This window comes from Burkholderia sp. MSh2 (assembly GCF_000731655.1).
GTDB lineage: Bacteria > Pseudomonadota > Gammaproteobacteria > Burkholderiales > Burkholderiaceae > Burkholderia > Burkholderia paludis.
Genome location: NZ_JPGM01000044.1, coordinates 1 through 13,364 on the forward strand (window position 1 = coordinate 1; position 13,364 = coordinate 13,364).

The 13,364-nt window shown below is 66.9% G+C and carries 10 protein-coding genes; 3 read left to right on the plus strand and 7 right to left on the minus strand.

Annotated features, from left to right (window positions below):
* Positions 1–251 precede the first annotated feature (251 nt).
* Complete coding sequence (gene pgeF, locus GQ57_RS25945; RefSeq protein WP_034199442.1) at positions 252–1,091, minus strand: peptidoglycan editing factor PgeF; 840 nt, start codon at positions 1,089–1,091, stop codon at positions 252–254.
* 6 nt (positions 1,092–1,097) lie between these two features.
* Positions 1,098–2,309, minus strand: a complete 1,212-nt coding sequence (locus tag GQ57_RS25950) for an RluA family pseudouridine synthase (protein ID WP_034199430.1) — start codon at positions 2,307–2,309, stop codon at positions 1,098–1,100.
* Positions 2,310–2,350: 41 nt separating this feature from the next.
* Here GQ57_RS25950 and GQ57_RS25955 point away from each other — a divergent pair, with 41 nt between their 5' ends.
* Positions 2,351–3,175, plus strand: coding sequence for an outer membrane protein assembly factor BamD (locus tag GQ57_RS25955; RefSeq protein WP_031402950.1), 825 nt, complete (start codon positions 2,351–2,353; stop codon positions 3,173–3,175).
* Positions 3,176–3,293: 118 nt separating this feature from the next.
* On the opposite strand, the gene GQ57_RS25960 is transcribed toward GQ57_RS25955, so the two are convergent.
* From GQ57_RS25960 to GQ57_RS25970, 3 genes are all read right to left on the minus strand, one after another.
* Complete coding sequence (locus tag GQ57_RS25960; RefSeq protein WP_034199431.1) at positions 3,294–5,540, minus strand: ATP-dependent DNA helicase; 2,247 nt, start codon at positions 5,538–5,540, stop codon at positions 3,294–3,296.
* Between the two features lie 55 nt (positions 5,541–5,595).
* On the minus strand, positions 5,596–5,811 hold the full coding sequence (locus tag GQ57_RS25965) for a YdcH family protein (protein WP_006478692.1): 216 nt from the start codon (positions 5,809–5,811) through the stop codon (positions 5,596–5,598).
* Positions 5,812–5,887: 76 nt separating this feature from the next.
* Positions 5,888–6,640 carry a hypothetical protein gene (locus GQ57_RS25970; RefSeq protein WP_034199432.1) on the minus strand — a complete coding sequence of 251 codons (753 nt, stop codon included), beginning with the start codon at positions 6,638–6,640 and terminating at the stop codon, positions 5,888–5,890.
* A gap of 160 nt (positions 6,641–6,800) precedes the next feature.
* Here GQ57_RS25970 and GQ57_RS25975 point away from each other — a divergent pair, with 160 nt between their 5' ends.
* On the plus strand, positions 6,801–9,125 hold the full coding sequence (locus GQ57_RS25975; protein WP_034199433.1) for a Tex family protein: 2,325 nt from the start codon (positions 6,801–6,803) through the stop codon (positions 9,123–9,125).
* 423 nt (positions 9,126–9,548) lie between these two features.
* The gene (locus GQ57_RS25980; RefSeq protein ID WP_034199434.1) at positions 9,549–10,571 is read left to right on the plus strand and encodes a terpene synthase family protein; all 1,023 of its coding nucleotides are present in this window, start codon (positions 9,549–9,551) and stop codon (positions 10,569–10,571) included.
* Positions 10,572–10,595: 24 nt separating this feature from the next.
* Here GQ57_RS25980 and GQ57_RS25985 read toward each other — a convergent pair whose 3' ends face one another.
* Entirely contained in the window at positions 10,596–12,512 is a 1,917-nt protein-coding gene (locus GQ57_RS25985; RefSeq protein ID WP_031402955.1) for a potassium transporter Kup, read from the minus strand.
* Between the two features lie 252 nt (positions 12,513–12,764).
* Positions 12,765–13,361 (minus strand): phosphoribosyltransferase, encoded by a 597-nt coding sequence (locus tag GQ57_RS25990; RefSeq protein WP_031402956.1) that lies wholly within the window; start codon positions 13,359–13,361, stop codon positions 12,765–12,767.
* Positions 13,362–13,364 lie beyond the last annotated feature (3 nt).

Consider the following 13,364-nt stretch of genomic DNA (forward strand, 5'->3'; position numbering starts at 1 on the left):
CGCGCTCAGATGCTTGTACTTCCTCATCGCAACACCTTACTCGATTCAAGGCGTTGCACTTGAAGCTAGAGACTATATAATCCTCGCGAAACAGACGGGACAAGGGTTCCGGCGAAACATAAAACATTTTGATTGACTTGACTTCGCGATTTTCCATTCAGTCGCGCATGCCGCGCGGCATGCGCGCCTCAATATCGAGATAAGGTGATTTTGCGACGCAATAAAACGTCGCGCGCATGCGCATCATCTCGTCAATCGGCCAGCCAGATCGCCGCCGCCATGCGGCCCGTCACGCGGTCGCGCCGGTACGAATAGAAGCGCGCCTGCCCGGCGACCGTGCAGGCCGTCCCGCCGCTCACGCGCACGACGCCCGCACGCGCGAGACGCAGGCGCGCGAGCGCGGGGAGATCCGCGAGAAACTTGCCCGGCGCGCCGTCGATCGCGACGAATGCAAGCCGGGTTTCATCATGCTCCGACTGCGGGGCCGTGTCGAGAAACGCGTCGCGCACGTCGGCGCCGACCTCGAACGCCTGCGGACCGATCGCCGGCCCGAGGTACGCGTGAAGCGCGTCCGGCGCGCCGCCCGCGAGCGCCGCGACACGCGCCGCGGCCTGCTCGACGATGCCGGCCGCGAGCCCGCGCCAGCCCGCATGCGCGGCGCCGACCGCCCGCCCCTGCGTGTCGCACAGCAGCACGGGCAGGCAATCCGCGACCATCACGACGCAGACGGCGCCCGCCCGGTCGGTGACGCTCGCATCGGCCTGCACCGGCGCCGCGGCGGCGGGCGCCGCCGCGATCACCTCGTCCGCGCGCACGATCCGCACGCCGTGCACCTGGTCGAGCCAGGCGGCGTTCGACTGGCCCGTCAGCGCGAGCAGGCGCGCGCGATTCTCGGCGACATGGGCGGGATCGTCACCGGTATGCAGGCCGAGATTCATCCCGCCCGGCTGCGCCCCGCCATCCTGCCAGCGCCCGTACGGGCCTTCGCTCACGCCGCCGTCGCGCGTCGTGATCAGCGCGCGCACGCGCGGCGACACCTGCCAGTCGGGCTGCACGCAGTCCTGCCACGCCAACGGCGTCAGGTTCGTCATCGGCACTCACTCCTCCTCATCGTCGTCCGGGTACGGCGCATCGTCGTGATACTCGCCGCCGAAATCGTCATCGTCGTAGACACCGTCGTCGTCGTCGAATTCCTCGTCGCCTTCTCCGAACCCGAGTGCCGCGATGAGCGCATTCATGTCGTCCGGCAGCGGGCAGCGCCATTGCATCGCCTTGCCCGTGACGGGGTGCACGAGACCGAGCCGCCATGCATGCAGCGCCTGCCGCGCGAAACCGTCCGGCAGCGGCGCGACCGAGCGCTTGCCGCGCGCGCGCCCGTACACGGGGTCGCCGAGCAGCGGATGCCCGGCGTGCGCGCAGTGCACCCGAATCTGGTGCGTGCGGCCGGTTTCGAGGTCGCACTGGATCGCCGAAACCGGCTGACGTTGCCACAGGCATGTGTCAACCGTACGGAAATGCGTGCGCGCGGGCTTGCCCGACGCGCCCGTGACGACGGCCATGCGCGTGCGTTCGCGCGGATCGCGGCCGATCGGCGCGTCGATCGTGCCCTCCTCGGGCATCGTGCCCCACACGAGCGCGAAATAACGGCGCTTCACCGTGCGGGCCTGCAACTGGCGCACGAGATCCGTCTGCGCGGCCAGCGTGCGCGCCACCACCATCAGGCCGGAGGTTTCCTTGTCGAGCCGGTGGACGATCCCCGCGCGCGGCAGGCCGGCCGCCGCGTCGCCGTAGCGATGCAGGAGCCCGTTGAGGATCGTGCCGCTCCAGTTGCCGGCGGCCGGATGCACCACGAGGCCGGCCGGCTTGTTGATGACGACCAGCGCGTCGTCCTCGTAGATCACGTCGAGCGGCACCGGCTCCGGCGTGAACGCGAGCTGCTCGGGGAGCAGATCGGGCACGAGCTCGATCTTCGCGCCGAGCGGCACCGGCTGGCGGATCTTCGCCGGCGCGCCGTCGACGAGCACGCGCTGCGCCTCGATCCAGCTTTGCAGGCGGCTGCGCGAGAATTCGGGGAACAGCTGGGCGAGCGCCTTGTCGAGGCGCTCGCCCGCGAGCGACAGCGGCACTTCGACGACGCGCGGCGCGTCATCGCCGGCCGCGGACGGCACGACGGGCGCCTGCATTGCGTCGCCGGTCAGATCATCATCGAGGGAATCCCCCGACGCAGCGTCGGCGGGCCGATCGCTTGGGCTATAATCTTCGCGATTTGGTGTGCCCGGCTGGGCATTCTGCGAACTTGAACGGGTCATTTAGACTGGGTCACCGAGACTTGAAGCTAGGACATGCGAGCATGATGAATTCGACCAAACGCACGGCCAGAACCGTCGCCGCCCGGGCTGCGGCGGTAGCGGCCGCGGCCCTCATCGCCGGCTGCCACGGCTTGCCGCAGAAGCAGGACGAGACGGCTACCTGGTCGAACAACAAATTATACTCAGAGGCCCAGGACGCACTGTCCGGCGGCGACTGGGGCAAGTGCGCGAAATACTTCGAATCGCTGCAAGGCCGCGATCCGTTCGGTCACTTCGCGCAACAGGCGCAGATCAACGTCGCGTACTGCAACTGGAAGGACAACGAAGCGGCCGCCGCCGACCAGGCCGTCGATCGCTTCATCCAGCTCCACCCGGATCATCCGGATATCCCGTACGCGTACTACCTGAAGGGGATGATCCACTTCAACGACGATCTCGGCCTGTTCGGGCGCTTCTCCGGCCAGGACATGAGCGAGCGCGATCCGCAGGCACTGCGCGAATCGTACGATGCGTTCAAGGTCGTCGTCGACCGCTTCCCGAAGAGCAAGTATGCGCCCGACGCCGCCGCACGGATGCGCTACATCGTCAACGCGCTCGCATCGCACGAAGTGCACGCGGCCGACTACTATTACCGGCGCGGCGCGTACGTCGCGGCCATCAACCGCGCGCAGCTGGCCATCAAGGATTACAAGGGCGCACCGGCGATCGAGGACGCGCTGCACATCATGATCCTGTCGTACGGGAAGCTGAACCAGCCGCAACTCGCCGAGGACACGAAGCGCGTGCTCGCGGGTACGTTCCCGGACAGCCCGTACGTCACGGGCCACTCGCGCCCCGGCACCAAGAAGTCGTGGTGGCAGTTCTGACGCAAGAACCGCGCGGCGCCCGCCGCACGAACGAAAAACCCGGCCATCGAGCCGGGTTTTTTGTTGGCGCCGCATTCGGGCGGCGCCGGTGCGATCGCGCGACGATTGCCGCGCGCCGTCACCCGCGCTTTGCCGATCGGTGCTCGTCGAAGAAATCCTGGACGACCGCGATTTCGCGGGTGCGCTTGAACGGCGGCAGGCTCTGCCAGATCCGGCGCCCATAGGGCTTGTCGACCAGCCGCGTGTCGCAGATCATCAGCACGCCGCGATCCGTCTCCGCGCGGATCAACCGGCCCGCGCCCTGCTTCAGCGTGATCACGGCCTGCGGCAACTGGTGCACGGCGAACGGGCTCAGCCCCTTCTTGGTCAGCGCATCGAGCCGCGCGGCCAGCACCGGATCGTCCGGCGGCGCGAACGGCAGCTTGTCGATCACGACGAGCGACAGCGCGTCACCGCGCACGTCGACGCCTTCCCAGAAACTCTGGCTGCCGACCAGGATCGCATTCCCGTATGCACGGAAGCGATCGAGCAGTTCGGTGCGGCTCGCATCGCCCTGCACGAGCAGCGGCGTGTTCCAGCCGCGCGACTCGATCACGTCGCGCAGCTTCGATGCGATCCGGTCGACCGCGCGCAGCGTCGTGCACAGCATGAACACGCCGCCGCCGGACGCCTCGATCGCCGGCAGCGCCGCCTCGAAGACGGCATCGGTAAACGCCGGCGAAGACGGTTGCGGCAGGTTGCGCGGCACGTACAGCAGCCCCTGCGACTGGTAGTCGAACGGGCTCGCGAGCGTCATCGAGCGACGCGAGCTGAGCCCCATCTGCGCGGCATAGTGCGTGAAATCGCCGCGCACCGACAACGTCGCCGACGTGAACACCCACGCACGCGGCACGCCCGCCCGCTGCTTGGCGAAGATCGGCGCGACCGACAGCGGCGTTTCGTGCAGCTGCACGGTATGCGCGAACACCTCGACCCAGCGCACCTTTTCATTCGGGTCGCCGTCGGTCGCGGCCTTGTCGCCGGCCGCCGCCGCATCGGCCTTGGCGGCCGCATCCGCCGCGCCGGGCGCGACCCAGCCGGCCAGCAGGTCCTGCAGCTCACGCGCGCGCCGCAGGCATGCGCCGAGCGATTCCGCCCGTTCGGCCTGGCTCGCGAGCGCCGATGCCAGCGCATCCAGCGCCACCTCGAGCGCATCGAGCGCGCCGAACATCGGGTGATCGTCGCCGAGCTGCGCGAGCGACATGCGGACGATCTGGTCGTTCGCGAACGCGAGGCGCAAGTCGCGCGCCGCGCGCTCGAGATCGCCGCCGAGCTTGACCCACTCGACCGCGTCGCGTGCTTGGCTCAGGCCTTCGGCCACCGTATCGCGCGCGAGTTCGAGAATCTGTGTCGTCGACAGCGTCTCGCCGAAGAACAGCGTCGCGGTTTCCGGCAACTGGTGCGCTTCGTCGAAGATGACCGTGTTCGCGTTCGGCAGCAGCTCGGCCATCCCGGTGTCGCGCAGCATGATGTCCGCGAAGAACAGGTGATGGTTGACGACGACGACGTCGGCCTGCTGCGCCTCGCGCCGCGCCTGCATCACGAAACAGTCCTTGTAGTGCGGGCATTCCTGGCCGAGACAGTTGTCGCGCGTCGACGTGACCATCGACCACACGGGCGCGGTTTCCGGCACGCTTGCGAGCTCGGCCTTGTCGCCGCTCTTCGTGATCTTCGCGAAGCGGACGATTTCCTGCAGATAGGCGGTGTCCTGCCGTGACGGCAGCCGGCCGTTGTCGGCCGTGCGTTGCAGATAGTAGTGGCACAGGTAGTTGGCGCGCCCCTTCAGCATCGCGACCGACACCGGCACCGCGAGCGCGTTGCGCACGGTCGGAATGTCGCGCTGGAACAACTGATCCTGCAGGTGCTTCGTGCCGGTCGACACGATCACCTTGCCGCCCCACAGCATCGCGGGCACGAGATACGCATAGGTCTTGCCGGTACCCGTGCCGGCCTCGACGATCAGCGTGTTGTCGCCCGCATCGCCGTCGGGCCCGGCCGCCGCGGCGTCCGCCGCCGGTTCGGCCGCCTTGTCGCCGTCGCCGAGGCGTCGCGCCGGCCGCTTGCGGGTTTCGAAGATCTCGGGTTCGGGCATCCGGCGGGCGGACGCCTCCATCGCGGACGCGACGGCACGCGCCATCTCGATCTGCGACGTACGCGGCCGATAGCCGTCGAGCGCACGCGCCAGCAATCCGCCTTCGCCGAAGATCGTGTCGAGTTCGTCGACGCGCTTGCGGCTCAGCTCGAAGGTGCCTTCGCGCGCACGAACGCGCCCGGCGGACGATTCGTCGCGCCGGGCATCGGGGGTGGCTTCAAGCGGTGAATTCAAGGCAAGCGTTCCTGTGTCCAGCGCCCGGGCGGCGCCGGCGCTTGCCAGGCCGCGCTCAGGCGCGCTTATCCGGTTCCAGCTGCGATTGCAGCAAAATGATTTTGTCCTTGGCCGCCAGCTTTTCCTTCTTCAGCCGGTGCAGCGTGATGTCGTCGATGTCGGAGTGTCCTTCCTTCAGCTCGATCTCCCGAGCGAGCTGCTGGTGCTGCTCCTGCAATGCAGCCAAACGGTTGTGCAATTCCTGCTGCTGTTCCGTGTGACGGTTTTGCATATTTGCCTCCTCATCGAAGCAGCGCGACGACTGGCGTGCCGACGCGCCCGGGACTGATCCCGATCAATCCAACACGTTACTGCCCCTGCTGTTGCTGCTGCTTGGCCTTCTCGGCCGCTTCCTGCTGACGCCGCTCGACATCGGCCTTGTGCTCCGCGGCCGCCTTCTGCTTCTGCTCGTAGCGCGTGGCGTTGTCCGCCCGCTCCTGCGCCTTCTGCGCCGCCTGCTGGTGCGCCTCGTCGAGCTTGTGCTGGAAATCGGCCTGCTTCTGGTCGTACGCCTGCTTGCTCGCTGCGCGCTGCGGCCCTTCCGCGCCGCGCTGCGCCTGCTTCAATGCATTCTGCTCCTGCTTGTCGCGGAACGCTGCCGCGTTTGCCGCCTCGTTCGCCGCGCGCTGCGGCGCATCCGCCGCATCCTGCGCCTGCTTCAGCGCCTGCTGCTGGTCGCGCTGCTGGGCGTGGATCGCCCGCTGCTCGTCGTTGAGCGCGAGCTGCTCCTGGCGGATGCTCGCCCGCTCGTCGCGCATCTGGTCGCGCGCCTTGTCGAGACAGTGATTGACGAAGAACTTGCTGTAGCAATCGTGCTCGGCCACCGCATAACGATAATCGTTTTCCGCGGAGCGTTGATTGAGCACTTTTTGACGGGCATCAAAATCCGGTGCAGCCGAGGCTGCCGCGGGCGCGGCTGAGACGGCGCCCGGCACGGCTGCGCCCGATGCCTGCGCGAACGCGTCGGACGGCCCGGTGGACAAAGCGGCGGCGAGCGCTGCGCCGAGCGCGACGAGAGAAAGGCGGGAAGTTGGCAACGTCGTAGGAAAGCTGCGGGACATGTGTCAAATTCTATCACCCCCGGCTGGACGCTCCGCCATTTATGGCAAAATGCCCCGCTTCACTCACCCGCGGCATCTGGCCCGTCGGGCCCGCCACGCAGCCCGCCGCTCCGGGCCTGCCGGCCCGCGCCGCGATTTCAGCAGGCAGATCATCCACGACATGACGGAAACCGTAGCACTCAAGATCGTACAGCGCATCGCCACCGAACTGTCCGTCCAGCCGCGCCAGGTCGCGGCGGCAGTGCAACTCCTCGACGAAGGCTCGACCGTTCCGTTCATTGCCCGGTACCGCAAGGAAGTGACCGGCAACCTGGACGACACGCAGTTGCGCCAGCTCGAGGAACGCCTCCTGTATCTGCGCGAACTCGAGGACCGCCGCGCGACGATCCTGTCGAGCATCGACGAACAGGGCAAGCTGACCGACGAACTGCGCGCCGCGATCGACGCGGCCGACAGCAAGCAGGTGCTCGAAGACCTTTATCTGCCGTACAAGCCGAAGCGCCGCACGCGGGCGCAGATCGCCCGCGAAGCCGGCCTCGAGCCGCTCGCGCAGGCGCTGCTCGCGAACCCGCTGCTCGATCCGCAGGCCGAGGCGGCCGCGTACGTCGACGCCGACAAGGGCGTCGCCGACGTGAAGGCCGCGCTCGACGGCGCACGCGACATCCTGTCCGAACAGTTCGGCGAGACGGCCGAGTTGCTCGGCAAGCTGCGCGACTACCTGCACGCTCAAGGCGTCGTGTCGTCGGCCGTCGTCGAAGGCAAGGAAAACGAGGAAGGCGAGAAATTCCGCGACTATTACGACTACGCGGAAACGATCAAGACCGTGCCGTCGCACCGCGCGCTCGCACTGTTCCGCGGCCGCAACGCGGGCGTGCTGACTATCAAGCTCGGCCTCGGCGAGGAACTGGACGCGCAGGTGCCGCATCCGGGCGAGGCGATGATCGCGCGCCATTTCGGCATCGCGAACCAGAACCGTCCGGCCGACAAGTGGCTGTCCGACGTCTGCCGCTGGTGCTGGCGCGTGAAGGTGCAGCCGCACATCGAGAACGAGTTGCTCACGCAATTGCGCGAAACGGCCGAAACGGAAGCGATCCGCGTGTTCGCGCGCAACCTGAACGACCTGCTGCTGGCGGCGCCGGCCGGCCCGAAGGCCGTGATCGGCCTCGATCCCGGCCTGCGCACGGGCGTGAAGGTCGCGGTTGTCGACCGCACCGGCAAGGTGCTCGCGACCGACACGATCTACCCGCACGAGCCGCGTCGCGACTGGGACGGCTCGATCGCGAAACTCGCGCGCATCGCCGCGCAGACGCAGGCCGAATTGATCAGTATCGGCAACGGCACCGCATCGCGCGAAACCGACAAGCTCGCGAGCGAACTGATCGCGAAGCATCCGGAGCTGCGCCTGCAGAAGATCGTCGTGTCGGAAGCCGGCGCATCGGTCTACTCGGCGTCCGAGCTCGCGGCGAAGGAATTCCCTGAACTCGACGTGTCGCTGCGCGGCGCCGTGTCGATCGCGCGCCGCCTGCAGGATCCGCTCGCCGAGCTCGTGAAGATCGAGCCGAAGGCGATCGGCGTCGGCCAGTACCAGCACGACGTGAACCAGCGCGAACTCGCCCGCTCGCTCGACGCCGTCGTCGAGGATTGCGTGAACGCGGTCGGCGTCGACGCGAACACCGCATCGGCCGCCTTGCTCGCGCGCGTGTCGGGCCTGAACGCGACGCTCGCACGCAACATCGTCGACTACCGCGACGCGAACGGCCCGTTCCCGTCGCGCGAACACCTGCGCAAGGTGCCGCGCCTCGGCGACAAGACCTTCGAACAGGCCGCCGGCTTCCTCCGCATCAACGGCGGCGAGAATCCGCTCGACCGCTCGTCGGTGCACCCGGAAGCCTATCCGGTCGTCGAGCGGATGCTCGCGAGGATCAGCAAGCGCATCGACGACGTGCTCGGCAACCGCGAAGCGCTGTCGGGCCTGTCGCCGACGGAATTTGTCGACGAACGTTTCGGCCTGCCGACCGTGCGCGACATCCTCGCCGAACTGGAGAAGCCGGGTCGCGATCCGCGCCCCGAATTCAAGACCGCGACGTTCCGCGAAGGCGTCGAGAAGGTATCGGACCTCGTGCCGGGCATGACCCTCGAAGGCGTCGTGACGAACGTGGCCGCGTTCGGTGCGTTCGTGGACATCGGCGTCCATCAGGATGGCCTCGTGCACGTGTCCGCGATGTCGACGAAATTCATCAAGGATCCGCACGAAGTCGTGAAGGCCGGCCAGGTCGTCAAGGTGAAGGTGCTCGACGTCGACGTGAAGCGCCAGCGCATTGCGCTGACGATGCGCCTCGACGACGAGGCCGCGGCGCCCGGCCTCTCGTCGCGCGGCGGCCAGGATCGCGGCAACGCGGGGCGCGGCGCCGCGCGCCCGCAGCGCACGCGCGAGCCGGAGCCGGCCGGCGCGATGGCCGCGGCATTCGCGAAGCTGAAGCGCTGAGCACGCGAAAGCCGCCGACAGACAGGAAAGCCCGCCGAAAGGCGGGCTTTTTCGTTGCGGCGACGCCTCCGCCCGGCGCCGGCCGCATGCTCGACGCCGGGTTGGCGGTGCCGCGGGTCAATCGCCGTCACTCCGATTGACTAAGCGAATAATCGCGATTTCGTCATTCCTTTTCTTGACGCGTTAAAACCGGCACATAAAATAAATTTTCGGGCGACCTTCCAAGCGTTTCGAATACGGACAGCAATCCTGCACATCATTGCAGTTCCGTAAAGGACCGCCCGGGTTGCCTGCGCGCCATCGAACCGCACAGGCATCCAGTCTTTCCGTTTCCTTATTTGCGATTTACTGCCGACCGCCGTCGTCCTGAAACCGGCCCACCCGCATTTCGAGCGCCGATAACGAAAGATCAATCGGGGAATCATGAAAACGGACGCCCTGAAAATCGAACTCGCCGCATTGCGTATCCCTGTTTTCGACGTGCCGTGGGCCGGTGCCTGTTCGCCGCACGCGCAACGGATCGAGACGCGCATGCTCGAATGGGCCGACGACCACGGCCTGCTCGTCAACGACATGTACCGCAAGCGCGTGATGCGGACACGCTACGGCTGGCTCGCCGCACGCTGCTACCCGAACGCCGACCCCGCGCTGCTGCAGGTGATCGCCGACTATTTCGTCTGGTATTTCCTCACCGACGACCTGTTCATCGACCGCGTCGAGACACTCGGCCCCGGCACGCTCACCCACCTCGTCGCGATCGTCGACGTACTCGACTACGACCAGACGGCGCGGCAACCGGTCTATGGCGAGCGCGCATGGCTCGACGTCTGCCGGCGCCTGCGGGCCCGGCTGTCGGCCGAGCACTTCGCGCGCTTCGCCCAGGGCATGCGCCTGTGGGCGACCACGGCCGGACTGCAGATTCTCAATCACATTCACGCGGAATCGGTCGGCATACCGCAGTACGAAACGATCCGGCGCCACACGAGCGGCATGAATCCGTGCCTCGCACTCGCGGACACCGCGAATTGCGGCGCGGTGCCGCCCGATACGTTTCATCGCCCGGACGTGCAGGAGCTGTGCCGGCATGCAAACCATATCGTCTGCTGGAGCAACGACATCCAGAGCCTCGGTATCGAGGCGCGCCAGCCGGGGCAATTCCGCAACATGGTGCTGATCCGCAGGCTGGAGGGCCATACGCTGCAGGAGGGCGTCGACTATACGGCCGCTCGCGTACGCGACGAGATCGGCGAATTCGTGCGCTGCGCGGATGCGCTGTCGCAACACGCCGACACGCGCGTACGCGGCCTCGTCGACGGCTGCCGGTACTGGATACGCGGTTATCTGGATTGGGTCGCGCGGGATACGCAGCGCTATGCGGCCGCGTACGCTGACGACGCGGACGATCGAGGACTGATCGCGCCGTCGGGGAGCGTGGCGCGCGACTGAGTCGCCCGCGCGCCACGCCCGGGATCAGATCTCGATCTTCGTGCCGAGTTCGACGACCCGGTTCGCCGGAATCGAGAAGAAATCGGTCGGCTTCGCAGCGTTCTGGTGCATCCATGCGAACACGCGCTCGCGCCAGATCGACATGCCGGGCAGGTGCGTCGGCACGACCGTTTCGCGCGCGAGGAAGAACGACGTATCCATCAGTTCGAACGTCATGTCGTGCGAGCGGCCGAATTCCTCAAGCACGGCCTTCACGTCCGGCGTCTCGTTGAAGCCGTATTCGGCCTTGACGATGTAAAGCCCGCCGCCCGCATCGCGCGAGGTCTGGCGCTTGTCGTCGCGCACATAGGGAATGTCGCGCGTGACGAACGTCAGGAAAATGGTCCGCTCGTGCAGCACCTTGTTGTGCTTCAGGTTGTGCAGCAGGCTCACCGGTACGAGCTTGTCGTTGCCGGTCAGATAGATCGCGGTGCCCGACACGCGATGTGGCGGATGCGCGAGCAGGCCCTGCAGGAACGGCTCGAGCGGAATCCCGTCGGCCGCCGTGCGTTCCTTGACGATGTGACGCCCCTTGTACCAGGTCATCAGCAGGAAGAACAGCAGCGCACCGATGCCGAGCGGCAGCCAGCCGCCCTGCGCGACCTTCAGCAGGTTCGCCCCGAAGAAGCCGAGATCGACCGCGAGGAACACGGCGATGATCGCGCCCACCAGCAGGCGGTTCCAGTTCCACACCTTCACCATCACGACCGCCGCCAGCACGGTCGTGATCACCATCGTCGCCGTCACCGCGATGCCGTACGCGGCCGCGAGGTTGTCCGAGCTCTTGAAGCCGACCACGATGCAGAGGATCACGAACAGCAGCAGCCAGTTCACGACCGGCACGTAGATCTGGCCGATCGCGAGCTCCGACGTATGCAGCACCTTCATGCGCGGCACATACCCGAGCTGGATGGCCTGCGACGTCAGCGAATACGCGCCCGAGATCACCGCCTGCGACGCGATCACGGTCGCGACCGTCGACAGCACGACGAGCGGCAGCAGCCCCCAGTCCGGCGCGAGCAGGAAGAACGGGTTCTCGATCGCCTTCGGATTCTGGATCAGCAGCGCGCCCTGGCCGAAGTAGTTCAGCACCAGCGACGGCATCACGAGCCCGTATGCGGCGAGCCGGATCGGCTTCGCGCCGAAGTGGCCCATGTCCGCATAGAGCGCTTCCGCGCCCGTCAGCACCAGCACGACCGAGCCGAGCACGACGTAGGCCTGCAGCACGTGCTCCGACATGAACGACGCGGCGTAATACGGGTTGATCGCGGCGATGATGCCCGGCACGCGCGCGATGTGGTACACGCCGAGCGCGGCGATCACGATGAACCACAGCACCATGATCGGGCCGAACAGCTTGCCGACCAGCGCGGTGCCGTGCCGCTGGATCCAGAACAGCGCGATCAGGATCACGATCGTGATCGGCATCACGAGGTGGGACAGGTGAGGCGTCGCGATCTCGAGGCCTTCGACGGCCGACATCACCGAGATCGCCGGCGTGATCACCGCGTCCCCGTAGAACATGCAGGCGCCGAAGATCCCGAGCGCCATCAGCGCCCCCGCGACGCGGCTCTTCGAGTCGAGCGGCCGCAACGACAGCGCCATCAGCGCGAGCACGCCGCCTTCGCCGTTGTTGTCCGCCCGCATCACGAACAGCAGGTACTTGATGCCGACCACCAGGATGATCGCCCAGAACAACAGCGAGATCACGCCGAGAATCGAACCTTCGGTGAGCGGAATGCCGTGTGAGGGGCTGAACGCCTCCTTCAGCGAATAGAGCGGGCTGGTGCCGATGTCGCCGAACACGACGCCGATGGCTGCTATCGCTAGCGCCCGCATCGAGTGCTGTTGCGTCGAATGCGGCGCGTGTGCGGCGTCGGTCGCTTGGATCGTGTCGTTCATAGAAGCGTAATAATCGGGTCCGGGTCGGACAAAACGAGCGCTATTCTACTCGCGCCCCCGTGAAACACCGTCCTGCGCTGTTGCCGTGGAACCACGCGATCCACGCTGCGCATGCAATCGGGCGCGAGCTGTGGCAGGGCTGCCATCATAGCCGGGGCGCCGCCGTCTGCCTATCGGATCCACGGCACTCCAAATGAAAAACGGCGCCGCAAGCGGCGCCGTTCCGGGCATGTCTTCGATCCGGCCGGACGCTTAAGCGCCCGAACCGTCGCGCTGCGCGCGACCGCGCTTGATCCATGCCTCCAGATTGTGCGGACGCACCGTGTCCCACTCCTCGAACGGCTGATGAATCCACGGATTCGTCGGCAGATACTGGGTGTGATAGTCGGGCTTGACCTTCGAGCACCCCTTGTACCAGAGCACCGCCGAACGCACGGCCGTCACGGCCGGATAGCGCTCCTTCAGATGCTCCTGCACACGCGCGAGCGTGACGCCCGAATCGACGAGATCGTCGACCAGCAGCACGTTGCCGCCCAGGTTGCCGCGCGTCATCGTGATGTACTGCGCGATGTCGAGATCGCCCTGCTCCGTGCCGGCCGCTTCGCGGTACGAACTCGTCGCGAGGATCGCCAGCGGCACGTCGTAGATACGCGACAGTTGATCGCCGACACGCAAGCCGCCGCGCGCGAGGCACAGGATCTGGTCGAACTTCCAGCCCGATGCATGCACCTGGAGCGCGAGCAGTTCGATCAGACGGTGATACTCGTCCCAGCCTACCCACAGATTCTTGTCGTCGTTGCGCGGATCGGTCATCAAGTCTGCCGCCGTCATCGTGATTTGCTGCGTCATCTG